Origin of the sequence: Paraburkholderia sp. CI3, from assembly GCF_050436505.1 — a bacterium.
Classification (GTDB): Bacteria; Pseudomonadota; Gammaproteobacteria; order Burkholderiales; family Burkholderiaceae; genus Paraburkholderia; species Paraburkholderia tuberum.
The window spans coordinates 242,532-267,738 of the sequence record NZ_JBNDMI010000001.1 but is presented as its reverse complement, the minus strand read 5'-3'; the positions used below and the strand labels follow the sequence as shown (position 1 = coordinate 267,738).

17 protein-coding genes and 8 pseudogenes are annotated in these 25,207 nt (G+C 60.0%); 6 read left to right on the top strand and 19 right to left on the bottom strand.

Going from position 1 to position 25,207, the window contains the following annotated elements; translation table 11 throughout:
• Positions 1–15: 15 nt before the first annotated feature.
• The 3 genes and pseudogenes from OKW29_RS01235 to OKW29_RS01225 all read right to left on the bottom strand — a co-directional run.
• A complete protein-coding gene (locus tag OKW29_RS01235) occupies positions 16–981 on the bottom strand; it encodes an IS5 family transposase (RefSeq protein ID WP_429289660.1) in 966 nt (321 codons plus the stop codon).
• A gap of 35 nt (positions 982–1,016) precedes the next feature.
• Positions 1,017–1,472 (bottom strand): annotated as a pseudogene (locus OKW29_RS01230) (IS5 family transposase); the annotation flags it as partial.
• A 266-nt stretch (positions 1,473–1,738) separates the two neighbouring features.
• Positions 1,739–2,041, bottom strand: a pseudogene (locus OKW29_RS01225) (IS6 family transposase); the annotation flags it as partial.
• Between the two features lie 851 nt (positions 2,042–2,892).
• On the opposite strand from OKW29_RS01225, the gene OKW29_RS01220 reads away from it, so the two are divergent.
• Complete coding sequence (locus OKW29_RS01220; protein WP_429289659.1) at positions 2,893–3,234, top strand: DUF4148 domain-containing protein; 342 nt, start codon at positions 2,893–2,895, stop codon at positions 3,232–3,234.
• 93 nt (positions 3,235–3,327) lie between these two features.
• Here OKW29_RS01220 and OKW29_RS01215 read toward each other — a convergent pair.
• Positions 3,328–3,854 (bottom strand): annotated as a pseudogene (locus OKW29_RS01215) (IS6 family transposase); the annotation flags it as partial.
• Positions 3,855–5,117: 1,263 nt separating this feature from the next.
• Positions 5,118–5,960, bottom strand: coding sequence for a phage tail tip lysozyme (locus OKW29_RS01210; RefSeq protein WP_429289658.1), 843 nt, complete (start codon positions 5,958–5,960; stop codon positions 5,118–5,120).
• A gap of 718 nt (positions 5,961–6,678) precedes the next feature.
• Between OKW29_RS01210 and OKW29_RS01205 the strand changes: the two genes are divergently transcribed.
• Entirely contained in the window at positions 6,679–7,506 is an 828-nt protein-coding gene (locus tag OKW29_RS01205; protein ID WP_429289657.1) for a transposase, read from the top strand.
• A 680-nt stretch (positions 7,507–8,186) separates the two neighbouring features.
• Here the strand turns inward: OKW29_RS01205 and OKW29_RS01200 are convergent.
• Positions 8,187–8,510, bottom strand: coding sequence for a MipA/OmpV family protein (locus tag OKW29_RS01200; RefSeq protein WP_429289901.1), 324 nt, complete (start codon positions 8,508–8,510; stop codon positions 8,187–8,189).
• A 409-nt stretch (positions 8,511–8,919) separates the two neighbouring features.
• Between OKW29_RS01200 and OKW29_RS01195 the strand changes: the two genes are divergently transcribed.
• On the top strand, positions 8,920–9,342 hold the full coding sequence (locus OKW29_RS01195) for a lytic transglycosylase domain-containing protein (RefSeq protein ID WP_429289656.1): 423 nt from the start codon (positions 8,920–8,922) through the stop codon (positions 9,340–9,342).
• Positions 9,343–9,425: 83 nt separating this feature from the next.
• On the opposite strand, the gene OKW29_RS01190 is transcribed toward OKW29_RS01195, so the two are convergent.
• A complete protein-coding gene (locus tag OKW29_RS01190; protein ID WP_429289655.1) occupies positions 9,426–10,151 on the bottom strand; it encodes an IS6 family transposase in 726 nt (241 codons plus the stop codon).
• A 65-nt stretch (positions 10,152–10,216) separates the two neighbouring features.
• Here OKW29_RS01190 and OKW29_RS01185 point away from each other — a divergent pair.
• Positions 10,217–11,128, top strand: a pseudogene (locus tag OKW29_RS01185) (IS110 family transposase); the annotation flags it as partial.
• On the opposite strand, the pseudogene OKW29_RS01180 reads toward OKW29_RS01185, so the two are convergent.
• From OKW29_RS01180 to OKW29_RS01145, 8 genes and pseudogenes are all read right to left on the bottom strand, one after another.
• A pseudogene (locus OKW29_RS01180) lies at positions 11,077–11,406 on the bottom strand (transposase); the annotation flags it as partial. The pseudogenes OKW29_RS01185 and OKW29_RS01180 sit on opposite strands and share 52 nt — an antisense overlap.
• A gap of 170 nt (positions 11,407–11,576) precedes the next feature.
• Positions 11,577–11,651, bottom strand: a pseudogene (locus OKW29_RS01175) (IS6 family transposase); the annotation flags it as partial.
• 41 nt (positions 11,652–11,692) lie between these two features.
• Positions 11,693–11,779: pseudogene (locus OKW29_RS01170) on the bottom strand (IS6 family transposase); the annotation flags it as partial.
• Positions 11,780–11,857: 78 nt separating this feature from the next.
• A complete protein-coding gene (locus tag OKW29_RS01165; RefSeq protein ID WP_429289654.1) occupies positions 11,858–12,391 on the bottom strand; it encodes a GlcG/HbpS family heme-binding protein in 534 nt (177 codons plus the stop codon).
• 226 nt (positions 12,392–12,617) lie between these two features.
• A complete protein-coding gene (locus OKW29_RS01160) occupies positions 12,618–13,610 on the bottom strand; it encodes an IS5 family transposase (protein ID WP_429289653.1) in 993 nt (330 codons plus the stop codon).
• Between the two features lie 496 nt (positions 13,611–14,106).
• Complete coding sequence (locus OKW29_RS01155) at positions 14,107–14,856, bottom strand: enoyl-CoA hydratase/isomerase family protein (RefSeq protein ID WP_429289652.1); 750 nt, start codon at positions 14,854–14,856, stop codon at positions 14,107–14,109.
• A gap of 152 nt (positions 14,857–15,008) precedes the next feature.
• Complete coding sequence (locus tag OKW29_RS01150; protein WP_429289651.1) at positions 15,009–15,572, bottom strand: cysteine dioxygenase; 564 nt, start codon at positions 15,570–15,572, stop codon at positions 15,009–15,011.
• Entirely contained in the window at positions 15,565–16,776 is a 1,212-nt protein-coding gene (locus OKW29_RS01145) for a CaiB/BaiF CoA transferase family protein (RefSeq protein WP_429289650.1), read from the bottom strand. Before OKW29_RS01145 ends, OKW29_RS01150 begins: the two co-directional genes overlap by 8 nt.
• Before the next feature lie 46 nt (positions 16,777–16,822).
• Between OKW29_RS01145 and OKW29_RS01140 the strand changes: the two genes are divergently transcribed.
• Entirely contained in the window at positions 16,823–17,638 is an 816-nt protein-coding gene (locus OKW29_RS01140; protein ID WP_429289649.1) for an IclR family transcriptional regulator, read from the top strand.
• Positions 17,639–17,663: 25 nt separating this feature from the next.
• Here the strand turns inward: OKW29_RS01140 and OKW29_RS01135 are convergent.
• From OKW29_RS01135 to OKW29_RS01125, 3 genes and pseudogenes are all read right to left on the bottom strand, one after another.
• Positions 17,664–17,846: pseudogene (locus tag OKW29_RS01135) on the bottom strand (DDE-type integrase/transposase/recombinase); the annotation flags it as partial.
• A gap of 79 nt (positions 17,847–17,925) precedes the next feature.
• Positions 17,926–18,570 (bottom strand): group II intron maturase-specific domain-containing protein, encoded by a 645-nt coding sequence (locus OKW29_RS01130; protein WP_429289648.1) that lies wholly within the window; start codon positions 18,568–18,570, stop codon positions 17,926–17,928.
• Positions 18,567–19,172 carry a reverse transcriptase domain-containing protein gene (locus tag OKW29_RS01125; protein WP_429289647.1) on the bottom strand — a complete coding sequence of 202 codons (606 nt, stop codon included), beginning with the start codon at positions 19,170–19,172 and terminating at the stop codon, positions 18,567–18,569. Before OKW29_RS01125 ends, OKW29_RS01130 begins: the two co-directional genes overlap by 4 nt.
• Before the next feature lie 1,578 nt (positions 19,173–20,750).
• Between OKW29_RS01125 and OKW29_RS01120 the strand changes: the two genes are divergently transcribed.
• Complete coding sequence (locus OKW29_RS01120) at positions 20,751–22,229, top strand: GALA protein (RefSeq protein WP_429289646.1); 1,479 nt, start codon at positions 20,751–20,753, stop codon at positions 22,227–22,229.
• 550 nt (positions 22,230–22,779) lie between these two features.
• Here the strand turns inward: OKW29_RS01120 and OKW29_RS01115 are convergent.
• Positions 22,780–24,276 (bottom strand): hypothetical protein, encoded by a 1,497-nt coding sequence (locus tag OKW29_RS01115; RefSeq protein ID WP_429289645.1) that lies wholly within the window; start codon positions 24,274–24,276, stop codon positions 22,780–22,782.
• Between the last annotated feature and the right edge of the window lie 931 nt (positions 24,277–25,207).

Genomic DNA, 25,207 nt, shown 5'->3' with positions numbered 1-25,207 from the left:
CCTACCCTGGGACCGCTATGCGGCGGGCCGCTCACGGCGGACGGATTTCGGGCGTCCGGCGGCCAGCATGCGGTTGAGCACCGCCACACCCATGGCGGCCTCGGTCTGCTGGGCCGCAAAGCCACGGGCGCGCAGGCGCGGCCCGATCAATGCCTTGTACCGGCCCATCGCTGTCTCGACCAGGGCGCGCTGACCGTACCCGGTGGCGCTCTGCCAGCGCAGTCGTCCATGCTCGCTGATCGCCGCCCGATGACGATCGCGCTGGGTGGGCGGACCCAGTTCGCAACTGGCCACCGCCGTCGAGCGCGGCGGAATCACGACCTCGATGCCGTCGCTGCGCTGCGCGATCGTCTGGTACGTGGGGGCACCGTCGTACGCGCCGTCGGCCATCACCCGGGCGATCTCGCCGTCAATCTGATCGAGCAGCGGCGCCACCTGCGACGGGTCGTCTGCATGCTGGTCTGTCAGCGTGTGCGCGACGATCATGCCGCTGTTGGCATCGACCGCCAGATGCAGCTTGCGCCAGGTCCGGCGCGACTTCACCCCATGTTTCTCCACCAGCCATTGGCCCGCGCCAAACACTTCCAGCCCGGTGCTGTCGATCAGCACATGCAGCGCGCCCGACAGCAGTTCGGCCGGCAGCGGCGGCAAGTTCACGGCGCGGCGACTGACCGTGGTGTGATCCGGCGCCGAGAGGTTCGCGCCCATCAACGTGATGACCGAATCCATCAGGCCTTCGGTCTGCCGCAACGCCAGTTTGAACGCGATGCGCAGCATCAGGCAGGTCTGGATCGCCGCAGCCGAATAGCGGCACTGCCCGTTCGGCCCGCAGCGTTGCCAACTCGCCAGCGCCTCGTCTTCGATCCACAAGGTCAGGCTGCCGCGCCGGCGCAGCCCCGCCTCATACTCCGCCCAGTTCTGAACTTTGAGCGACATCTTCGGAATGTGGTGACGGCGATCGGCGTTGTGCTTGTGCGGCATCGGCAAAAGAAGCGGACAGCGAAGGGGCGCCCATCCTACCATCCGACCTCCTCAACGCCGAAGTGCACCAACGCCTTCCAGCAGACGAGTGAGCAGGCCAGTTTGAGGAATGCTTCGTGAATGTCAGATCGGCGTTCGAACCGAATGCGAAGACGACGGAAACCATGGAGCCACGAATGAGTCCGTTCGACGACCCAACGGAACTTGCCGAGGCCGCTGCCGTGTTCGGTGCGGCGCCTGGCGATGACCGGTCTGATGCCGCGCTCGCGAAGTCTGCGGCGATGCGGGTCGGAGTCGTAGCCACGGTCGGCGTAGATGACCTTGGGCTTGCGAAGCGGTCGGCCGCGAGTGCCGCGAATCGGCGGGATAGCGTCGACCAGCGGCAGCAGTTGCGTGACATCGTTGCGGTTCGCGCCGGTCACGATCACGCTGATAGGAACGCCGTTCGCGTCTACGAGGACGTGGTGTTTGGACCCTGGTCGTGCGCGATCCTGACTGATCCTGGAGCGACGAAATGACCCCAGTTTTGACAGCACCTTAACGAATTAACGACGCATCATCGAACGGTTTGCTTTCGCTCATCTTCTCAACACATACCTGCCATCCGTATGGATGACTTTTCCACGGTCGCTCACCACCACGCCTTTTGAACGCAGCAGCACCGGGCGGTTTGAAGCCTGCTCCTGCAAGCCGGCTTCGGGAGGCCTACTCCCATCTTCGGTACAGCACCACTAGCTTTCGCTTGTGTTCGTGACACACTTTCGTCCATGCGCCAGCTTTTTCCCACCGGGCGCTTGTGCTTGCGGAACGCCTTCTCGAACAGCGGCACCAGCTTGATGACCCAGCGGTGCACCGTCGAATGATCAACCTCGATGCCGTGTTCCTCCATCATCTCTTCGAGATTGCGAAGGCTCAGCGAATAGGCCACGTACCACCGTACGCACAACAAAATCAAGTCCACCGGGAAATGCAGCCGCTTCAGAACTTTCGCCACGCCAGGCGGCACCGCCTTCCGCGAAATGTGTTCCCTCTTCACCGGCACTTCGAGCAAATTTTTCATCCCCGATTCTACCGGCATTCCTTAACGCGACAGAACCAAAGCGGCCGAAAATGATCCCTATTTTCGTCCTATATCAAATAGGCATTGAATAGATGCTAAACATGTATTTGTAGGATACCGACCGCGCGCCTAAAGTTCAGGCATCCGATGCTCCGATGGAGATGATGATGGCCAGGACAAACAGGATGCGTGCAACAGAAGACACCAATACTGCAAAACTCCGCCCTGGTACGGGCAATAACCCAGCGCGACGAGAGCGTTGCGAGAACGCGCCGGCGTCGCCGCCCCCAAATTGGGCATGGGCTCAGGTCAACAGTCACTATGACTGGATGGATTCGCATATTCCTTTGTTCGATCTGGACTAGCATGCCTCGGAATACGCAAGGCGGCAGACATTGGCGGCATATCGAACGCTTCGCGAGAGCAGGCTGCTGTTGCGTAGGGTGCTAACGCTGCCGCAACCCCTGAGTATTGTTCCACGCTGTGGATCGAGTTCATAAAACGGCGTCACTACGACGAACGAAGGCTCGTGAGCCGCGCGAGTCGCCGGTCGCCATATTGAAAGGATGCCTGGCGTTGGTCAACGCCCCTTTTCGGAAAAAAGAATAGCAATTTCCCCGGGAATAAGATTCGGGTTGGTTGTGTATACCCATTCACAAGCAGCTCATCATGCTCGCCGTCGGTGAGGCGCCCGACCAACGGGAAGCCGGAGAGCAGGGAGGTGGACGCCACGCACACCTCGTCTCGCTAGCAAGCGGATCAAAAAAGGTTGCTGGGTGCGGAATAAAGGCAGGATGCAGTTGTTTGCTGTCGTGTGGGTGGAAGGAATCGTTTAACTTTAGGAGTGCGATATGAAGATGAAATTTGCAATGGGTGTTTCGCTGATCGTGCTGGCTTCGGCTGGCGTTGTGACAAACGCATCGGCGCAGGAGAAGACCCGCGCGGAAGTCCGCCAGGAATTGATTGAGGCCGAAAACAACGGCTCGCGCCTGGTCACCGACGCTTCGTATCCCGAGGTGTCGCCGATTTTTGCGCAACAGGCGGCCCAACTGCAGCAGCGACACGAGAGCGGCACGGGCTCAAGCATGTCGGGCACGAGTGCAATGGGCACAGGCGTCGCCGGCAACGCGGGCGGCACGCAGCCTGCTTGCGTCGGTCCCATGGGCTTCTGTACGCCGTACTTTGGTAGCTAAACATGGCTCGGGCCTTTCCTCCTGTATCTGGGTTAGTCCCCCGTGCCTTCTCAAGAGGGACAGCCCAACAAACACGCTTCCGCCAACGCGTGGCCGAGGGTGACGTCCTTTGTGCTGCCGGTGTTCCACGTTCAGCCCCAAGTCCTTGTTTGCCGCCGCGTAGCTCTTGAACTTGTCGGTAACCAGCGCACGCGGCGGGCGCCCGTGTTGTTTGAGTAGCTTACGCATCAGGCGCCTGGCCGCATGCCTATCGCGCCGGGCCTTGCACCAGTACGTCGAGCACCGCACCGTACTGGTCCACCGCGCGCCACATCCAGTGCTTCTTTCCGTTGATGGTGACCACCACCTCGTCGAGGTGCCACTTGTCACCCCGGGCCAGCGCGGTAGAGCGGATACGCCGGGCGATTACCTAGGCCGAACTTCACCGACCAACGTCGCACCGTTTCGTAGGTCAGATCGACGCCGCGCGGGGCCAGCATCTCCTCGACCATGCGCAGGCTCAGCGGAAAACGGTAATACAACCACACCGCGTAGTTGATCACGTCGGGCGGGAACCGGTAGCCAGCGTAGGAGATAGCGTCGTTGGCAGGCGCGTTGTGTTGGCGATCAGTTCGTTTCATCCCCCGAATTGTCGCTGCATTTCCGGCAACATGCCAGCAACGTGACAATACCCAACGCCGCGTTTACCGGCGCGCACAAAATGACAGAGTCCCGGTAGGCGACGCGAGCGCCTTTTCGGATGATCCCAAACTCCGCCGCGACGATAATCCAATCCGCCTAATCATGGAGAGGTTCGAGAAGGCACTCTCGTTGGTCGAGGAACTCGACAAGGCAATCGGTTCCCATTTCGCATCCGCTTCTCCCGTGACAGGCGCGTAGGCTACGAGGTCGCTGTATCACGGCGCGAGTCACGTTGCACGCTATGGCTTGCTCTTGTCTTGAGGACCTTGGCTATTGATGAAGCATTTGCAGGGGCCATATTTTGGGTCATCCGCCGGCGGTAAATGCGAAGCCTATTGTGCTGGCGGTTCCAGGTCCGCGGCCGAGAGCGTTACGCGCGCCGTTTCCAGGCAGGGTTTTGTGGTCCACCGCCCGCAAAAGGCGGCTTTTCCCGAGATCGAAGGCGAGCAATAACTGCTTGACGGTCGTGTTGGCGGCGCTGAACTGTTCGCACATCACGTGCAACGTGATCGCGAATGTGCAGTAGCCCCAACCGAACCCGTAGACCGAAAACCAGATGGCGGAGTCGCCGGGCAGGATTGGCGCCGTCGTTCATGGCGGCAGTTGATCGCCGGTATCGACCGGGCCACCGATATGATCGGGAGTCGATTTTTACACGTTAACGTATAGCGTGGCGTTGTTCGCCATACCGACAAATAGTCTGCAGCTTGTGATCCGATCGATCGTCATCCCAGGCAATGCAGGTCCGTAAGGACGCCATGGAAGAATCGCGGATCGACGAGGGATGTCACGCAGAGGGCGCTCTCCGACGACTGGCTGCGGGATTCGACAGCGATCGTTGCCGGTAGCGTGCCAGTCTCCAGGCGCGTGTGTCTCGCACAGGCGAAGAACATGTAGTCCGGGTTGCCGCATCCCGGATGGTTCGCTCTGGGCTTTCCCCCTGTTTGTTAGACGAATCATCGCAGGGAAGGCTCTTTTGGTCACCTGAAGCCGCGAAGCTGTGGATGGAAAAGCGAAAATCATCCGCAGTCAACAACCTTCGGGGTCGTCGGAGGGGGCTTGCTGCCCGACCCGCCATGAGCCGTGCGCGCTGGGCTAGCCGGCGCCCCGTGCAGTCGCGACGCGCGCCGAGCCGAAGCGGCTGGAGGGGCCCTGCCTGAGTACGTCACCCGGTGGGGGCATGCTGTGCTTTGCGCTGTCGATCAGGCATTCAGGATTTGTTGCAGATCGTTGAGCCGTGAGTTCATTTCCGGGTCTTGCGGCTTCTCGAAAACATTGCAGAACGCCTGAGTTGCAGCTTGCGCGCTATTGGTGCTTTTGACGGCTTCGATCGCACCCGATTGCGTCGTCTGCAACTCCTGCTTGAGGTACCCGTAGTTGGCTGCCTGGCTCGATGGGTCGAGGCCAGTTGTTCTTGCGTAGTCCTCCTCGCGTTGCTTGCGAGCACCGCCCCATTGCGCAATGCCATAGCCGTTCGCATCGTTGTCGGCATTGTTCGCGCTCGGCTCGCCAATCGCTCCACCCTGATTGATACCCGAGTTCATGCCGCCGCTCTCGTGCCACAGGTTGGCTACGATGCCGGAGGCCTGGTCTTTGGTCAGGTGGAAGTCGTGCATGAGATTGGATACGTAAGCGTGCGCGGTCTGCTTGCTCTGTTCTGACGTCAGCGCCGCTGTTTGCGGTGCCGTGCTAAGCGGAACTGCCGAACCCGTATTGGGCGACATTTCCGACCCGTTGGTATGGGCGTTGGAGGAGGCGCGAGGCGTATAGCCGCCACTATTCACATTCCTGTCGAACTGTTGGATGACCTGTTGTGTCAACTGCTCCATTTGGGCCAGTTGATCGTTGATAGCTTGAAAAAACCCCCTGATAGTCGGGCCATTTGTTTGCGATGGCTGTGGGTGGCCAGTGGCGGTGTAGTCATCAGGCGCATTGCAGATCATTCGGTTGGGTATCGGGTACATGAAAAAAGGATCATCCAATGTTGCAGACGATACGGATAATAGATCACCCGCGCGATGCTGCTGTCCTGAGAGCGAGATCATGACGTCGCAGGCGAAGCGTCGACTCGTTATGAAGTTTGTACGCCATGCTTCAGTGTGCGAATGGTCGGCCGACGGCCGACATACGCCACAGGCCAATCTGGATTCATGGCTTATCCACTACCTCATCCTAAACAGGATCAGAGACTACGCAGCCACGTTCATCGCAACGCACAGGCGCGCATCCTGATGCAAGAAAACGAAGCTTTCACAGTCATTTACGACACAACGACAAGGGTTACAAACGTCCTGTCCGGGTTACAAGCTTTGACTGGTCACCTCCATGTCGATCCGGGTTTAATACGTCTGAGCCGGCCTTATCCCCCACGCCGGTCTCTTAATCTAATGGAGTCATTTATGAAAAAGACCTTTGTTTTCGTCGCTCTGGCGGTCGCAAATTTCCTGATCTTTAACACGCAGACCGCTATTGCGGCAGGGCATCATTTCGCCCGTTGAGCGAGTGCGGGCTGCTTGTGCGAGGCCCGCATGCAAGAGTGTAAGCGCCCCGGCGAGTGGTCTCGCGCCGGACGCTGCCATCTGTTCCACGTACGAGAAAGCCAGATGTCTTTCAACTGGTTGCTAGTTTTTCTCGGTCATCGAATTTGTCTGTGAGCCGCGCCGGTACTGGATTGGTAATCGGCGAAGGCAGATCGGTTAGAGTCCATATTTCTGGACTCAGCGAGTGACGGGTAACCCATGCTGGCAAGCGATTCCGACGAAATTGAGCGAGGCGCAGTTTGAGCAATTTGTCTTGCCCAACCTGAGTCGTGGCCGACGCGGACCGCCACCGACGCTGTCGTTGCACAAAATCTTCAACGACATCCTGAAGGCGCTCTACATGGGGTGTCAGTGGATGATGCTGCCGATCGAAAGCAATGACAAAGGCCGCCCCGAAATCCACCCCACGCGGATCTACCGGAGGATGCGGCGCTGGCAGGCCGATGGCAGCATCGATCGGATCTTTTCGGGCACGGTACATCAGCTTCATCAGGACCAGCTTCTCGACCTTTCAGTCCTCCACGGCGACGGCACGACGACTGCGGCCAAGAAAGGCGGCGACAACCTGGGCTACAGCGGGCACAAGCATCTCAAGGGCTGCAAGGTCGTCGCCTTCTGCGATCGCGACTGCAACATCATCGCGCCGTTCGTGACGGCGCCGGGCAACCGCAACGAATCGCCTCTGCTGCGCGACGCGCTGCCCGGACTCACCGGCATGGCCCGCGCCATTGACGCGGACCTGCAGGGTTCAACCGTCAGTCTGGATGGCGTCTACGATTGCCGGGTCAACCGCAAGGCGATCTTCAATCGCGGCATGACCCCGAACATCCCGGAGAACCCGCGTGGGCGCCAAGCGCCGAAGCGCGGTCGCAAGCAGCGCTTTGATCCGGCGATCTTCGAGGAGCGCTTCAGGACCATCGAACGCGTCTTTGCCTGGGAAGACAGGTTCCGCCGTCTGCTGCTGCGCTTCGAACGCATCAGTGACGTGCACTACGCGTTAAAGACGCTCGCCTATACGATGATCAATCTGCGGCACTACTGCCGAAACTGATCTCACGCCCAGGCCTTGCGTAACATCGTCGGCGCTTTGACCAGCGTCGCGATCGTGCTCGACCTCCTGATACCTTCATCTTCGCATACCGAAACATATCGTCGCATCTACAGCATGCCGTACCCGACATCGATTTGCGCATCGGGTTGGTTTGTTCGACCCCTCTGTACGAAATGAGCTTCGAAACTAGCAACCAGTTGACCGTTACAACGCAGCCAGGCCGCACGGAAAGCCGGGCGAGCTGAAAAGCGGAAGACACGTGCCTCCTCTACACCGTGGCCGATTTCCATCGCGCGCTATAACCAGGTGCCGACTCCGAGACCGGACGCAGACAGTGCATCGCGGCCGGATCGACAGGCGTCGCCGCATCGAGTTGCTGCGGCCGCAGACGATACGCGTGCTTTGAAGTTGTTCCCCGTGCCAGAGCCAGAATGCGCAATACGCCGCTGATCCCACTGCGCTCCCGGCAACAAAGCGCTGCTCAAGCGGCGTGAGCCGAGTATTGCGGCAGGCCCGAAGCTTCGCTCTGCATGGAGTTGGGACTTCGAAAAATGTTCGCGCATATTGCACGCTCATCCAGTCGACGCCTGGGCCGGCGCTGACATATAGGCGATCGCCGATCGGCAACGTGCCGGTCGCGTTCAGGTTGCCGACCAGACCCTCGTGCTGTCTCCGATGTCCTATGCCGCAAACGCGGCCACCGAAAATGCCGACAGCGTGTACTGTGCAAACAGCTTCGCGCGCGGTGTCATCCACGCGTCGCCCATGCCCTTCAGTCGCGCATCGTCCCGTTGCGGGCGTTCGTTCAAGTCATACTGCAGAGCAAGGCCTGCACTCCAATGAGAATCGTTGACGACGTACACGCCCAACGGTTCGTCATCCTTGATAAAAAAGCGATTCCTGTACTCGATATCGAACGCCGGCCACGGCTCTGCACACGGCGCGTATCGGCGCCCGGATAACGCGGCTGCAACAGAGCCGTTGCCCCCACCGCGATTTTCCAGTCGGAATTGACCACTGAGTCGGTGCGCGGCATGGCGCGCATGGATGGCATTGCCGGCATATCCCCCATCGTGGCAGCCAACGCGTCATGACAGCTTGCGCCTAGAAGCGCGACCGAGATAGAACAAATTGAAACGTGGAAGACAGGTTATGGCGCATAACATACACTCGAACAAGACGGGTGAGAAAAAACGCAGGGGTGCAGCAGTGTCCGCTCATGCGATCATGTACGAAAACGAAGCTTATTGCACCCGGCGCGCTTATGGCGCGAATGACCGGGCATTGTTGAGCATTGTTGATATTTGATAAAAAACGGTTCGCCCCACTCTTCTACGCTTCGCTTCCTTGCGTGAAACACCCTCCGCTTCACGCTATCCTGTAACGACTCTCCACTCCGATCATGCAAGAGCAATGAAGCGCCTATGCATCGTCGTCGCGCTCGCATGCATGGGCGCGGCAGGCACTACGCACGCTGAATGTTTCGCGGATGCCGCGGCCTATCAGCATGTCAATCCGCAAATCCTGCGCGCGATCGCATGGCAGGAGTCGCACTTCCATCCTGACGCGACCCACCGGAATGCCAACGGATCGATCGACTACGGAATGATGCAGATCAATTCCATTCACCTGCATCGGCTGGCGCAATACGGAATCTCGTCGACGCAGCTAATGGACCCTTGCGCAAGCGTGTATATCGCCGCGTGGCATTTGCGGCAAAAGATGCTCAAATACGGAAACACGTGGGAAGCGGTCGGCTCATATCACTCGGAGACACCCTCCGAGCGTGATGACTACGCGCGCAGGATCCGCACGATAGTCGAGCGTCGGCAGTAACGCCGGATGCCGCCGCGAATCGCCTCAGGGGCGCTGTCAACTTGGCGGTGGTGAGACGGCGCAGTGCCAAAGAGGTAGATTGCTCAGAAAGCGGTCGACGGATTTTGGCTGAGCTCGGTGAACGCATGCCACGCAGCGAATCGGGCGGCGAGTTGTTTGCGATAAAGAGAGGCGCGCAGCAGATGTCGTTTGAGAGCAAAGTGCTGCCGAATCAGACCGAAGCTCGACAGAAAAGCATGCGTTCGCTTCGGGTCGCGGAACTCGCGCATGCGTCGATCGCATTCACGGGTAGGTTGATGACTATTCTCAGCCCGGTTATTCACCCGCGCAGCAGCCTTGACGAACACGTGTTTGACGCCGGCCAGCTCGGGGATCTCGGCCTTCGCGGCCGGATAGCTTCGTAATTGATCTGTGACGATCTTGCGCGGCACAGGGCATGACCGAAGCACGTGCTTGAAGACGCGTTTCGCAGCGGTTTTGTCCCGCCGTTTCTGCAACAGAATGTCGAGTTCGGCACCATGCTCGTCAACCGCTCGCCACAGCAGATGAGGCTCACCGCGCAGCGTCATGAACATCTCATCGAGATGCCAGGTGCTGCCGGGCTTGCGACGCGCGGCCTTGACGCGATGCGCGAAGCGAGCGCCAAACTTATCGCACCAGCGTCGCACGGTTTCATGGCTCACCACCACGCCGCGTTCGAACAACAACTCCTGAATATCGCGCAGGCTCAGTTGAAAGCGGAAGGCAGTATGACTTTGCGCGAGGCAGGGGCTGGCCCCGTCGTGGGGAAACTGAACGCGGGTTAGCATTGCTGTCAGAGCCGCACGGGCGTGGACTGGGCCGCGCCCCGGCGATTTCCTCCACGGAGGCCAGCATGCGAAACGATAGCACGGTATACGTTGGACTGGATCTTCACAAGGAGTCGGTCACGGTCGCCTACGCGATCGACGCGGGCGAGGTCGAAATGCTGGGCAAGACCGGTACGACCGGGGCCGACATCGATCGCCTGTGCACGCGCCTGCAGTCCAAGGCGCCGCACGTACGCGTCGTGTACGAGGCAGGTCCATGTGGTTACGGGCTGTACCGTCAGCTCGTCCAGAAGGGCCTCGACTGCATGGTCTGCGCACCTTCACTGATCCCGCGTAAGCCGGGCGAGCGCGTAAAGACCGACCGGCGTGATGCCATCAAGCTGGCGCGCTCGCTGCGCGCCGACGACCTGTCGGCCGTGTACGTGCCCGGCATTGAAGACGAGGCATTCCGGGATCTCGCCCGCGCGTGGGCGGCTGCCCGCGAGGATCTGCGGCATGCACGGCATCGACTGAAATCGTTCCTGCTCGCGCATGGCGTTCGCTATACCGGCGGCGCAAACTGGGGCGAGGCGCACCGTCGCTGGCTGGGCCGCTGTTCGTTTCCCAGTGCCTGGCAGCATCTTGCCTTTGACGAACACCGACGCACGATCGAGGACCGGCTTGCGCAGTGCGCCCGTCTCGAAACAGCCCTGCGCGAAGCGGTGATCTCCTGGCGCTTCTATCCGGTAGTGCTGGCCCTGCAGGCCATGCGGGGCGTCCAGTTCGTTACCGCCGTCGGGATAGTTTCAGAAGTGGGCGACCTGTCCCGCTTCGAACACCCGCGTCAGCTGATGGCCTGGCTCGGCGTAACGCCATCCGAGCATTCATCGGGAGGCAAACGCCGGCAGGGCAGCATTACCAAAACCGGCAACAGCTACGCCCGAAGGCTGCTGGTCGAAGCGGCCTGGCAAGCAGCCCGCCACGCCGCGACCTGTTCCGGATAAAGACCTTTGCGGCGACAATACCCGGCCAGCTCCGCTGCATTGAGCGGCGCGGCTTCCAGCACTACCGCAAACTTGTCTTCCGAAGACCAACCTTCGGGATTCTTCCCATCGCCCGGCACTGCAACTCCTTGTCCCTTGGCCTGCCGGCGCCACGTGTACAACGTCTGTTCTGTAATACCCGTTTCTCTGGCCAGCGCCGAAACCAGCGCATTTTCGGGCGGCATCATGCGGCGCACCAGCGCTTCTTTTCTTTCTGCTGAGTAGGGCTTCATTCATTCCGATTTTACCGCCCCCGGACCATGTCTATAAGAATCAGATAACACGACAACTATTCTGACGCCGGGGGCCGTCGAGACTTACTGCTGCGCCGCCCTCAGGAAATTCATGCGTCGATGCAACAACCTGAAAACCAATGTCGTGATTGACATGCAAAGTCATATCAATACCAGCGCACCGCGCAACTGATGACTGCAGCCGGAAAGCGGTGACCGTGATAGAGGGATTTCGATTTCATCATCGTGCCATCTTACGCGGGCACCTCGGCAATGTGACAGCGCCCCGATGGTCCTGCTCGACGACGTTGTTCAGATACTTGGCCTGAGGAATCTTGATTGACGCATCGCGTTCGGCGTTGATCGCATGCAAGCCCATTCCGGTCGTACGCGCCTTGCCAGTTGAAGAAATTCGACTGTGCGCTTTCGAGGGAGTCGAACAGGCGGACGATCACTTTAACGTTGCAGCACCCGCTTTACAGGTCAATTCGTCCTGTGACGATGCACCTCCGGAGCAACCAATCGCCCCAACCACCTTGCCTTTTTCGATCAGTGGGATGCCCCCCCGCGAAGCAATGACCCCGTCGAGGGTCAAGAGATAGTTGAAACCATCACTTTGGATCCCGCTTTCGAAGGATTTGGTCTCGCGCCGGAACGTCGCAGAAGCACGAGCTTTGTGTTGAGATATCTCAATAGACGCCAACTGCGCGCCGTCCATACGTTGGAATGCCACCAGGTTGCCCCCGGAGTCCACGACGGCGACATTCATTTTCCAGTCATGACGCGCTGCTTCGGCCACCGCAGCTGCGATCGCGCCTTTGGCGCGCTCAACCGATATCGGAGCACCATACGGAACATCGAAGGGTATCTTTTCAGGTACGACATCGAGGGGGTTGGATGTAGAGGCCGGTTGGGCCTCCGCGGTTCCGAAAACACATAGCGCGATACTCAGAAGCACGAGTGCAGAAGCTTGTTTGTGATACATACAGTCAATCTCCGTCGCGTAAACATGGCCCGTAATAGGCGTTTAGAATATAGAAGCGCAGAAGACATACCTGGAGTGTCCTCCGCTTGACCTTAGGGAAACGCTGATTAATGAACTGTCGGATCGGCTTGCAGATCAAGACGCGTCAAATTTTCTGGATAACGAATCGAATCGACGCTCATTTCGGTGAATTTGGCTCGCAAACGAGCCCCTCTTCTCTCATTTTTCATACGCATGACGGATTGCTCCCATGAACCGATCGCAACAGATTTCGCGCAGTCACCAGATTCGCCAGAGCGAACAAGCTGAACAGTTGCGCCGTGTTCTTGGCCAAGCCCTTGTATCGGGTTTTGCGATGGTGAAACAGGTTCTTGACGATATGGAACGGATGCTCAACGCGCGAACGGATTTGCGCCTTGGTTCGCTCAAGCGCAGTCACCAGGTCCTTCAGCGGCCCGTCCTGCATCGCCTTGATCTTTCCGCGCTTGGCAGCGACGTGCCAATTTACTGCCTTGCCTTTCATTTCATCACGCTTGTCTACACCAATGTAGCCTGCGTCGGCGAACGCTTCCTCTTCATGGCCGTGCAGCAGCAAATGGGCTTGCGACACATCCGACACGTTGGCCGCCGTGCCAACCACACTGTGGACCAAGCCCGAATCGGCGTCCACGCCAACGTGGGCTTTCATCCCAAAGTGCCATTCGTTTCCCTTCTTCGTTTGATGCATCTCCGGGTCACGGCTCTTCCCGGCGTTCCTGGTCGACGGTGGCGCTTCGATGATCGTCGCATCAACCAGCGTGCCTTCCTTCATCATCAGTCCACGCTCACACAGCGAGATACCGATCTCGTCGAACAGCTTCCGTGTCAGTTCGTGCTCGATCAACAGGCGCCGGAATTTCAGCAGCGTGGTCGCATCCGGAACGTTCTCGACTGCCAGATCGATGCCGGCGAAGGCGCGCAGCGCAATGCTGTCATACAGCGCGTCTTCCAGCCCTTCGTCCGACAGCCCGTACCACTGTTGCAGGAAATAGATCCGCAGCATTCGCTCCAAGCCAATCGGCGGACGGCCTCGCGTGCCCTTCGGGTAATGCGGTTCGATTGCAGACAGCAAACGCTGCCACGGCACAATCTGCTCCATCTCCGCCAGGAAGCGTTGGCGCCTCGTCACGCGCTTCTTGCCTGCAATTTCCGCTTCCGCGAAGCCGATCTGCCTCTTCATCCTCGTGAGTCCGTTCTGTGAGCTGCCTTCTATAACGTCTTCGGCTACGTGAGCGATGACCGCCGAGCTCCATTAATCAGCGTTTCCTTAGCCGTCGTGAAAGACGGATCAAGTAGATGGGCAAGCCCAATGACAGAAGATGCAGTTCGGGTCCATAAAGACTTAGATCGTCGATTTGACGTTTTTGCCCGAAGCACCCTCGACGATCGCCGGCGCATTCTCGAACGTCGCGGCAGCTGCCGCAGGCGGGTAGGTTGGCGCCGGCTGCTCCGCCGCCACGGCAAAACCAGACAACACAACCGCAAATGCAGCAACGACAAGTCATACAGGTTTTAACATCAAGCGCTCCCATTCGATACAAGACGAACTGTATAACTGCGGATCTGAGTCGATTGGCAGCGATCTTGGCGTTGACGTCGAACGACCGCAACTGGCCCAGCGTGTGTCAAAACGCACGTTGAACACCTATCATTGAGACGCCACGTCAAGGGGTGCTTTAACGCGTCCCTTTCGGCGTGCGCTGCTCCTGCTGGGCTGCGAGGTAAGAGCGTAGGCGTTGCTTGAGCCCCGGGACGGCCGCCGAGCGGACTAGACGGGCCATATCCTCGTCGCGCGATCCGCCATCGAGTGCCTCATATAACCGCTTGCGACTCTCCTGCGGCAGGCTCCCCGCTGTGGCTTTGGCTTCATCGAGCACGCAGGCCCAATCGTCCTGAGATACGACGCTGCGCACAAAGCCGAGATCCCGGCCTTGCGCCGCGGAGAAAGTGCGCAACCCCTCGAGGATGTCGCGCGCGTTGTCCGTGCCGACGATACTCGCGAAGCGTCGCGTGCCAAGGGCCAGACCGAAGACGAGTCCTGGCATGCGGAACGTCGCTGTATCGTCCGCCACGCGCCAGCGGCACGCCGCGAAGAGATCGACGCCGGCGCCGAAGTTGTGCCCGTGGCCAAACGCGACTGTCAGGCACGTCGAGTGGGCGATGGACTGAAGCAGCGTCTCGATGCGCACGAGGCGCTGCAGCAGGTCGCCGTCGCTCTGCGCTTCAAGGTCGCCTAAGTCGAAGCCCGCGCTAAAGTTGCGCCCCGCGCCGCGGAATGCCAGTACGCGTGTTCCCGCGTCCTCAGCCTCTGCGACAGCCTCGATCAGTTCTTCGATCAGAGCGCCGGACAGGGCATTTGCCGCTTGCGGCCGGTCTAGCACTACTGTCCAGCTGGCTGGCGTACGGTCGATGGTCAATGCTTTCATTCGATATCGATGCTGGAACGGTAAAGCGCAATCAGAGGGGAGGTTTCAGGCGCTTCAGCCCGGAGGCCATAGCGGCTGTGTTTCCCTATCGGCCCGGAGATGGCGGGAGCAGATCGGCGGGGATTCAGCATGGAGCGTCTCCAGTCGGCGGTTCAGGTATGGCTGGCGGTATTGGCGTAGCCGGACACGAATTCCTTGACGGCTGCGCTGTCAGGGTCGTACACATGGCGGCGCACGCGCCCGATGTCCGCACCGTAGCAATGAATGCTGATCGACACCCGGTCCTCGTAGGCGTTGCTCACCTGGTGGATGTCACCAATGCCGGGTCCCACCGCTTCGACGTCGCCGGGTTCGAGGCGCGCCTCGGTACCGCGAAGCAGATGTCCGTTCTGAAAATCGTAGGAGAGGGTGCGCTCCGCGCCTCGCAGCATCCCAATGACGCCCCACACGGTGTGGTCGTGCACGGGCGCGTGCTGGCCGGGTCCCCAGACGAAGCTGACCACCACGAAGCGCTCATCGGGATCCCGGTACAACAGGTATTGCCGGTAGTGCGACGGATGCGGCTGAGCCATCTCGTCGCTTAACCAGTCGTCGGCGCCTACCAGTGCCTTCATCAGCTCCCGCGCGCCCTCGATAAGCGTCGGGTCGTCGCCCCCACGGGTCGTCAATGCGGTCATCTGGTCGGTAAACCGCTTCAGCTTGCCGGTCTCATTCATCTGCGGTATCCCATTGTGCGTAACGCTCGAGAATCTCGCCGGTGTGCTGGCCAAGCGCCGGAGGCGGAGCGTCGATGGATTGCCCATGGCCGTTCAGCCGGAGTGGCGATCCAAAGGTCCTCGTTATGGCGCCGTTGGGCAACTGCAACGGATGAATCCATTCCATGTGTGCCACTTGAGGATCGGCTAGAGCCGACTCATAGTCATTGATCGGCGCATACGGCACTCCGGCCTCGGCGAATACCGCAAGCCAGTGCGCAACGTCCGCCTGCCGGAAGTGGGCCTCGAGGATCTCCTTCAAGGCGGCCTGGTTCACCGCCCGGTTGCGCGTGTCGCTGAAGCGCGGGTCGTCGGCCAGCTCGCGCATGTCGACAACGGCCAGCACCTTCAGCCAGAGCTGCTGGTTGCCAGCGGCGATCGCAAAGTAGCCGTCCGCGGCCCGGAACGCCTGGTACGGGGCGTTGCGCGGGTGGGCCGAGCCGAGCTTGCGTGGATTGCGACCGGTGCCGAAGAGTTCGCTCGTCTGCAGCGCCGCGATCGCAAGCGTGCAGCCGAACATCGGCACGTCGATGTGCACGCCAGGATCACCGGCACGCACGGCGGTGAGCGCGGCAGCGATCGAATAGGCCGCGTACAGACCCGAGGCAAAGTCGGAGATCGGCACACCGCATTTCACCGGAGCCCCTCCTTCCTCGCCGGTGACGCTCATTACGCCGGCCGCTGCCTGAATTGTCAGGTCAAAACCGCCTTCTTTGGCGCGCGGTCCGGTCTGACCATAGGCGGAGATCGAGCAATAGACCAACGAAGGCTTGAGCTGCGACAGGGCTGCGTAGCACAGGCCCAGCCGATCCATCACGCCGGGCCGGTTGTTCTCGACGACCACGTCGCAATCGAGCGCCAGCCGACGCGCGGTCTCTGCGGCTGCAGGGTCTTTTAGGTCAAGCACGACTGACTTCTTGTTGCGGTTCAGCGAAGCGAAGTTCTCGCTATAGCCGTCAGTAATAGGCGGCCACTGGCGTAGCGCATCGCCGCCTGGCGGCTCGATCTTGACGACCTCGGCACCCATGTCGGCGAGCAGCATCGCGCAGAATGGACCGGCCGCGGTGGAACAGAACTCCGCGACCCGGATGCCACGAAGGGGCTTGCGTGCGGCCTTCTCCGACGGGGACGGGCCCGCAGGTTGATGAGGTTGTCGAACGTCCATGCCTTGCTCCGGGTTGTGTTCGGAAGTACTGTAAGGCCATTCTCAAATGCGGTACAAATGTTCTATACTTGAGAACATGAACAACACCCTCCTGAAAGGCCTCGCGGTCCTCGAACTACTGTCCCGCTCCGACCATCCGCTCAATCTGACGGAGATCGCTGCACAACTCGGCATCGTGAAAAGCAACGCCCACCGGCTGTTGCAGGCGCTCACCGAAACTCGCTACGTGATCCGCCATGAGGACACGGGCAGGTATGTGGCGTCGATCAAGCTCTGGGAACTCGGCTCGGCCGTACTCTCGAAGCTCGATCTGCGGCGCTGTGCCGAACGGCAGATGGATACGATGCTCGAGCAGACCGGCGAAAGCGTGCACCTGTCCGTCCTTGACCGTGGCGAAGTGGTGTACGTCCATAAAGTCGAAAGTCTGCAGCCCGTGCGCGCCTACACGCAGATCGGCGGCCGCGCACCGGCCTACTGCGTCGCGACTGGGAAGGCGCAGCTCGCGTATCGGGGCGAATCCGTGCTGGTGGAAATGGGCCGCCACCTCGAGGCGTTCACGCCGCACACGGTCACCGACTCAGCGCAGTTCCTGAAGGAGATGAAAAAAATTCGCACCTTGGGGTATGCCGCTAACCGGGGCGAATGGCGCGAGGGTGTGTGGGGCATCGCAGTGCCGATCATGGACGGGCGCGGTGCGGCGATCGCGGCGGTGGGAATTTCCGGACCGGCTGAGCGGATCCGCAAGTTGAACGTCCGGGAATGCGCCGAGCTGTTGATCACGGCCGCCTCGGACATTTCACTGTCGTTGGGCGGGAACCCGCAATTTGGCGCGCTCGCCCGGCTTGGGCTTGGCGATCGGTAACGACGTCGCGGCGGCCGTCCGGGACGAGATTGGCGCCGCTCTTATCGATCGTCACCGTCTCCGGGACACCGTTTTGATCGATGGTCTTCTCGACGTAACGCCCGGCGGCCACCTTGTCCCGCTTGGCTCGCAACAGAAAGTCAACCGTATCGCCCGCTTTATCAACGGCCCGGTACAAGTACTTCGATTCACCGTTGACCTTGGCGTAGGGGTGAGGAGACCCAGGGAATTGCGCCCCGAGTCTCTCGCAGAACCGTGCGTAAACCTCTCGATTTACACGGCTCCCGTTATCCAACCTGTCCCCCCTGATACTGCCAGTGCGCGAACTCTCGCGGGTACGCCTTCTTCATCTTGCGCAACCACTCTTCACTGCACCGTTTGTGCCGTCGCAGTGTTTTGTACTTGCGCCGAACCCAGCGCACGAGCTTTCGGTCGAGATACCGACTCAACTCATGCATGGCTGTCCGATAGAAAGCCCCGTAGTAGTTCCACCAGCCACATATCGTGGGATTATATTGCTGGGCGAGTTCGAACAGTGACTTCGACCTTTGGCGCTGCAACCGCCACCCCCGCGCCACCTGTCTCATCCGTTTCAGGGCGTCAGGACTGACGCCAGGTACAAAGCTGGTCGAGACCCGCCCGTGCCTGGTCAACACCCTTCTCGGACGAAACTGAAAGCCCAGAAATGTGAAGGTCACATTCGGGTAGGTTTGGGTGCGACTTCTGTCCTTGCAATACACGATCTTTGACTTTTCAGGATGCATCGTCAACCCACACTCCGCCAGCCGCGAGGCAATGGCGTGCATGACCTCTTGCGCCTGCTCCTGGCTGCGGCAATGGACTGCCGCATCATCGGCATAGCGTGCAAAGGGACATTTCGGGAAGTGACGCTGCATCCAGGCGTCAAACGCATAGTGCATGAACAGATTCATCCGGATCGGACTGACCACTCCCCCCTTGCGGGGGTACCGCGATCCCGCTGCAAGCGGGTACCCTGTGCAGTTTCGAATGGTGCAGTCAGCCACCGCTCGATGTACATCAGGATCCAATCCTCTTTGATGTGCTTGCGTACCGCCTTTAGCAAGAGGCCATGATCGATTTGATCGAAAGCCGCCTTGATATCAAACTCCACCAGCCAGTCGTACTTCCAGCACCGTTGTCGGGTCATGGCGACCGCCTGTTTGGCCGATTTCCCAGGCCGGTATCCATACGAATCTGCATGGAATAGAGGGTCGAGAATCGGTTCAATGAGGAGCTTGACGGCGGTCTGTCCCACACGGTCACTCACGGTGGGCACGCCCAACTTACGAATACCGCCCGATGCCTTTGGAATCTCCACTTGCTTGACCGCCGGCGGGAAGTACGACCCCGACGACATTCGGTTCCATAGCTTGTACAGATTCTTCGACAGGTCCTGTTCGAACATCGCGATGGTTTCATCATCGATGCCGGCAGCACCTCGGTTGGCCTTCACTCGCTGGTACGCCTCCCAGATCGTTCGCTTAGCAATGTCATAAGGTTTCGTTGATGTCATGTCACTCCTCCCCGACAAGCGGGTTGGTGACCTTCGTCAGCCGGATAACGCTGCCCCTTCGCTCCACCCTCATTACCCCCCGGCGGCATAGTAGTTGTCGCCTCTGAATTTCATTATTAAGAAGAGTCAGAGGTGCAAGTTGAAGGCGAAACAAGACACCACTGCACAGGCAGGACCAGAGCGGCAGGAATCGAACGTGACGGAACTCGCTCGCGCCAAGGCCTAGCCCGTGCCGGATACCTAAGCTGAAAAGGACAGACATGAAGCTCCGCACGTTGTTCGGATGGGCCGCAATCGCGGTGTCTACGGCAATGCCACTGACAGTCGTGAACATGGTTGCCGCGTATGTCGGCAACTCCGTGGCTATGGTGACGTTTTCGAGCAATGCAAATGAAGTCCGGCGGCTGTCCGATTTCTAGGCGATGTCCGAAGCCTCCCGCCTGATACAGCGTCGACGCTGTTAGCCCGGCACGGCATGGTGTCCGCTGAGAGCCTGCAGCAAAGGCTAGGTGTTGCGCAGTCGAACCTCTTGCAGGCACAGGACGATCTGAAGAAAACCGGACAGCGTGTCTGGCGTAACTCCGCAGTGGGATTTCTCTGCGTCGCGATTGCGAGCTGGGCCACGCTTGCGCTGGCGACGGTATGGCCGCGCAGGCGCTGGTCAAGCAACGCTGTGGCGATCTGAAGAATGGAGGCGCGATCGGACTTCGACCACCGTGCGCGCGACTGGGCATCCGCCGCGCAGGAAGCGGCGTTCGATGTCTGTGCTTCTGCATGACCTGTGACGGGCGGGTTCGTGAACCGGCAGGCGATGCGAGACGGCACGCCCCATCGCAGCCGTTTCGCGATGTCCGAGAAGCTTTTGCAGCAGCTTGCGTTTGCCAGCGCGCAAATGAGCGGTACAGGGTCTATACTGACCTCGTCTCCTCCATGTCTCCTCTGATATGGATTCAAGCCCGCCGCGTGCGGGCTTTTTTTCGTGCGCCCACAGCATTGACCGAAGTTCTGCCAAAGGTTGGGACCGGCCGTGACCGGCCCACTCCTGCCGTTCGCCGGTGCGCTCAAACGGTCATTCGAATGTCGGCTCGACTCACATAGCAGACCATTGGCCGCCAATTACGCTCGTCGCTTCATCGACGCAGGGTGCTTCGGTCTGCGAGCGAAATAACAACTCAAACATGTTCGTGGTTGCGAACGACCCCTTCTTGCCAGGTTCGCATGGTTGACGTTTTTTTCGCCCCGTAAGAAGCCGCACGCAAGACACTGCGATATAAGTGAGCCTTGCCCCACCGTCACCAAAGGATTGCTTGAATGCAGCTTCCAGTTGTTCCCTCAGGCACGCCCGGATCGAGCCCGTCGGCCGGTCCGGCGCCCAAACCGGGCGACCGATCGACCAGCGGCCCCTCGGGTAGTCGCGACGTACGGTGCAATTCGGGGGTGTTGTCGAATCTGCCACCTGTCGGTTCCTCCACGACCAAAAACGCGCCTCCCGTCGCAATGCTGGCGTCCATGCCGACTGCCTTGCCAGGTCGGCCAGAACGTCTTGGCCTAAGTAACTTACCCCCCGAACTGCTTCACATGATCGCCGAACAAGTCGGCCCCGAGGGACGCAAACAGCTCGGGCAAACAAGTCGTCTGTTGAACACCGTGGCGAACGCTGAGGCCACGTCACTCCGCGGCAAAGACATCCGGGTCTTGCAAACGATTACAGAAGGGAAATATCCCCGGCTGAAAGCACTTGATCTGTCGTGCATGTCGCCGAAGTTCGGCGACAAGGGCGCGCTGGAGCTGGCCGCCGCGCTGCGCCATCCGAACTGCAAGCTCACCTCGCTTGACCTGAGAAAGGGCGAGATTGGCGACGCGGGCGCGCAGGCGCTGGCCGCCGCGCTGCACGATCCGAACTGCAAGCTTACCTCGCTTGACGTCAGCCACAACGAGATTGGCGACGCGGGCGCGCAGGCGCTGGCCGAGGCGCTGCGCGATCCGAACTGCACGCTCACCTCGCTTGCCGTCGGCCACAGCGAGATTGGCGTCGCGGGCGCGCAGGCGCTGGCCGCCGCGCTGCGCGATCCGAACTGCACGCTCACCTCGCTTGACCTGGGATGGAACAGGATTGGCAGCGCGGGCGCGCGGGACCTGGCCGCCGCGCTGCGCGATCCGAGCTGCACGCTCACCTCGCTTGACCTGGGATTGAACGCGATTCGCGACGCGGGCGCGCAGGCGCTGGCCGCCGCGCTGCGCGATCCGAACTGCGAGCTCACCTCGCTTAACCTTAGATGGAACGAGATTGGCGAGCCGGGCGCGCGGGAGCTGGCTGCCGCGCTGCGCGATCCGAACTGCAAGCTCACCTCGCTTGACCTGAGTATGAACATGATTGACGACGCGGGCGCGCGGGAGCTGGCCGCCGCGCTGCGCGATCCGAACTGCACGCTCACCTCGCTTGACCTGGGCTCGAACGAGATTGGCGAGGCGGGCGCGCAGGCGCTGGCCGCCGCGCTGCGCGATCCGAACTGCACGCTCACCTCGCTTGACCTGGGATTCAACAAGATTGGCGAATCGGGCGCGCGGGAGCTGGCCGCCGCGCTGTGCGATCCGAACTGCAAACTCACCTCGCTTAACCTGGGACGGAACGGGATTGGCGACGCGGGCGCACAGGCGCTGGCCGCCGCGCTGCACGATCGGAACTGCAAGCTCTCCTCGCTTGGCCTGGGATTGAACAAGATTGGCGGCGCGGGCGCGCGGGACCTGGCCGCCGCACTGCGCGATCCGAACTGCACGCTCACGTCGCTTGACCTGAAATTGAACGAGATTGGCGACGCGGGCGCGCAGGCGCTGGCCGCCGCGCTGCGCGATCCGAACTGCACGCTCACCTCGCTTGACCTGAGCTGGAACAAGATTGGCGACGCGGGCGCGCGGGAGCTGGCCGCCGCACTGCGCGATCCGAACTGCAAGCTCTCCTCGCTTGACCTGAGTTGGAACGGGATTGGCGACGCAGCAAAAGCGGAGTTGCGTACGTTGGCGCATACGTCGGGCCGAGCGGTCGTTGTCGATCGATGAGGAGCGACGCTATGCGGCTTGCGATCCGGATAACCGCCTGATTGCGGCGCAACCCAAGAAGAGTTGGGAAGAACCAGCATTGCGCCGCCTGCAGGCCTGTCAGGCGCGTCTGGATAAGCTACAGGCACCCATCGTCAGGCCACTGCCGCCCCTGACTTTGCCCAGCTCACCGAGGGCCTTGACGCTGCATGGAATGCGCCGGGCGTTACCATGCGCACGCGCCAGCAACTCGTGCGGGCCCTGGTTGTCAGCTGAGCAAACCATACCGGCCGTTGATTTGTTGATGGACTAACGACCGCCAAGGCCGTGCAATTGTCGACCGACAACGAAGGCACGAATGACCGTTGCGCCCTATACACGTCCATTGCCTTTGGACGACGCTGCCGCGAAGCAGGCGCACAGCCGTCAATGGGAACGGCACGATCGGACATGCTGCTTGACGCTGTCCAGCAACTCCGCTTCTGCCAAGCGAGGTGAGCTTGCAGTTCGGATTGGGCAGCGCGGTGGAATCGTCGCACCGGATTTGGGCGAGAACACGGCCGCGTGGATGTCAGACCATCTCGTTCAGTGTTTCGCCGTTTGCGTGCAATTGACTGTGTTCCACTGACGTCAGCAAGTCCAGAATCCATCTGGCCGGATAGGTCGTCAATACGCCTTTGGCGCCATGAAATTCTTTCGTCGCCCTCCACAATTCAGGAAGCGCATCTTCAAGAAATTTCCTGGTCGTGGCCAAAGCTGAGCGATCGGATTCGCTCACCCGTCCCGACCGTATATCCCGCACCAGACGAGACAGGGTTTCAACTGGTGCGGCCAGATCCCGTGTGGCTTGCAAAGACCCCTTGAATTCCCATGGCGCAAATTCTTCATTGGAACGATCGCGATTTAAGCTTTGGTCAAAGAAATATCCCAGTGCAACGTTCAGGTAACCCGAAACGAATTGAACTGCGGTGTTGTCAGCCTGCTTACCGGCCATGGCCGAGAGAACGCCGGCAGGGACCCCGGACACTGTCATCAAACCCCAAACCGACGCATCCTCCATTATTTTCAACAAATGATTTCGAATACCTCGATACGCATTTGAAATTCCGGGAGGCTCGTCAGCCCTCCTGCGCTCAGAAATTTTCCTGAACTCATCAGCAAGCTTTGTGAATGGATTATGGTGGGCTGTCCACGTAACCTGGTAAGCTGGTTTGCCCTCGGTGTGCCTGGATAATTTGAGGCATGTGCGTGCGAAGGCGACCGACGCAGCCGCAAGTGCGACCGGCATCGCCCCGGCAATCTCATCTGGAAAGGGTATGTTCGAAGCGCCTGCAAGAACACCACCATAAATGGTGCCGCACAGCGCGTCTGTCGAAATCGAAGCATACGAAGGGAATTCGGCTTCGCGCTGCGTGCTTGCCAACCCGGAATTACCCGTGGGCGATGCAGACGCGTCGGGAATGGCCTTCTCTATTTTGTAACCCAAACTTCCGCGCACGACAGAAAATAGTGTGTTGACAATGACATAGGAAACGATGCTCATCACCGCGACGTTGTACGCCTGGGACTTCCAGACATCCGAAAACGAAGTCGAATCGACCGGCCCATAGCTGTAGTTGACAGCGTTCGATACATTGCCCCATGCGACACCACCGACGACGCCATGCACCAACGTTTCCAGCAATATCGCCGTAGCCTTCTCGATGGTGGAATTTTTGGAATGAGGTTCAATAACATGAGACTCCGGAATCTGAATCGCTCCGTTTCCCGCGAGTTGGGCCGGTGAAACCCTCAGGGATGACAAGGCCGCCTGACCTGACGATGATGTGTGGGCGCCCGAAAATTGCGGGGGCGCGGAATTGCGTCTTCGTGCGGTCAAGCCGCTTAGTATCGGATCAATCTTTTCGGTTGCAATGCTGTGTCTGCGCGTGACAGGCGCAGCACAAGATGTCTTCGGAAAATTTTCTTGAGAAGCCCGGCCTCCTGAACGCCCGATTTCCTCGCCGTCTGCATGCGACTGTTCAGTATGATTCTCATAGGATGAAGATCCACAAGTTCTTATTGTCATTTCTCTCGCCATAGAAGGTGCCGACCCAACGTCGAAGTTCAGGAGATCGGCGAAACGGTACCCGGGCGCCGTCAGCCCGGTTTGTGTTTCGGGGCAGCGCGTCCCGCCGGCGTCTTTTGCTTGTCGGCGACGAATCGGCGCGTAACCTGAGTCTCGGCCTCGGCCTCAGTGCGTCCTGCAGCAGTGACCGGGTCTGTCGCAGTTTGTCCGTGGTCGCGAGATGCTGCCGCGCCTCTGCACGCAGCGCGGCCAGCTGGCCGGTGGCCGCTTCCGGCGAGGCCTGCCAGATGCTGGGCACTCCGCCCCCTACAGACGAAATGAGCCTGCATTCAGCGGCGCGGACCTGTATTCGAACACCGCGTGCTAGCATTATTTGCAACTGGCGGGATGAGATCGAAGCGCAAAATCAGCCCCGCCGCAATCGAGTCTAGCGAGGGCGCTCCAGCTCGGCAACGCCTCCGGCGTGGTCCAAGCCCTGCAGATTGTTCAAGAATTCGTCCATTCTCGATATCTCCTCCGGAGAAAAAACCGACGAACTTTCCTGACTAACGTAAGGCGGTGGCATGAGTGGCCGGTCCTCGTAGGCCGGTGGTTTTACGTCATCGTCGTAACCCGGCAATGGCTCGCGGGGACTTTGAAGAACTCGCAGGTTTTCCGTCGCATAATTGCGCCGCGGCGGCTGAAATGGTTGGGATGCCTCACCATCAGACGGTAAATTTTCGGGCCTCCTCTGCAGCCTCCCGAGCATCCCCGTCCCCGAACTCGGCTGGGCATGATTGGTCGTCGTTGACGATTCCGTGTCGCTGTCGCTGTCGCTGTTCCTGTCGCTGTCAGCCAAGAAGAAGGTGTGGGAAAGGGAACTACTTCGGATTCGATTGTCCATCTGAATATTCGCCAGTCGCGCGAAGGCTCTCGCGTTGTATCTGGCACG

What these genes read in the sequence shown, in the direction of transcription:
- OKW29_RS01140 (WP_429289649.1), top strand. Translation starts at nt 16,823, where the DNA reads ATGCGGTACAAATGTTCTATACTTGAGAACATGAACAACACCCTCCTG.
- OKW29_RS01125 (WP_429289647.1), bottom strand. Translation starts at nt 19,172, where the DNA reads ATGACATCAACGAAACCTTATGACATTGCTAAGCGAACGATCTGGGAG.
- OKW29_RS01190 (WP_429289655.1), bottom strand. Translation starts at nt 10,151, where the DNA reads ATGCTAACCCGCGTTCAGTTTCCCCACGACGGGGCCAGCCCCTGCCTC.
- OKW29_RS01220 (WP_429289659.1), top strand. Translation starts at nt 2,893, where the DNA reads ATGAAGATGAAATTTGCAATGGGTGTTTCGCTGATCGTGCTGGCTTCG.
- OKW29_RS01130 (WP_429289648.1), bottom strand. Translation starts at nt 18,570, where the DNA reads ATGAATCTGTTCATGCACTATGCGTTTGACGCCTGGATGCAGCGTCAC.
- OKW29_RS01235 (WP_429289660.1), bottom strand. Translation starts at nt 981, where the DNA reads ATGCCGCACAAGCACAACGCCGATCGCCGTCACCACATTCCGAAGATG.
- OKW29_RS01150 (WP_429289651.1), bottom strand. Translation starts at nt 15,572, where the DNA reads ATGAATGAGACCGGCAAGCTGAAGCGGTTTACCGACCAGATGACCGCA.
- OKW29_RS01195 (WP_429289656.1), top strand. Translation starts at nt 8,920, where the DNA reads ATGAAGCGCCTATGCATCGTCGTCGCGCTCGCATGCATGGGCGCGGCA.
- OKW29_RS01155 (WP_429289652.1), bottom strand. Translation starts at nt 14,856, where the DNA reads ATGAAAGCATTGACCATCGACCGTACGCCAGCCAGCTGGACAGTAGTG.
- OKW29_RS01115 (WP_429289645.1), bottom strand. Translation starts at nt 24,276, where the DNA reads ATGACAATAAGAACTTGTGGATCTTCATCCTATGAGAATCATACTGAA.
- OKW29_RS01145 (WP_429289650.1), bottom strand. Translation starts at nt 16,776, where the DNA reads ATGGACGTTCGACAACCTCATCAACCTGCGGGCCCGTCCCCGTCGGAG.
- OKW29_RS01120 (WP_429289646.1), top strand. Translation starts at nt 20,751, where the DNA reads ATGATCGCCGAACAAGTCGGCCCCGAGGGACGCAAACAGCTCGGGCAA.
- OKW29_RS01165 (WP_429289654.1), bottom strand. Translation starts at nt 12,391, where the DNA reads ATGTATCACAAACAAGCTTCTGCACTCGTGCTTCTGAGTATCGCGCTA.
- OKW29_RS01160 (WP_429289653.1), bottom strand. Translation starts at nt 13,610, where the DNA reads ATGAAGAGGCAGATCGGCTTCGCGGAAGCGGAAATTGCAGGCAAGAAG.
- OKW29_RS01210 (WP_429289658.1), bottom strand. Translation starts at nt 5,960, where the DNA reads ATGATCTCGCTCTCAGGACAGCAGCATCGCGCGGGTGATCTATTATCC.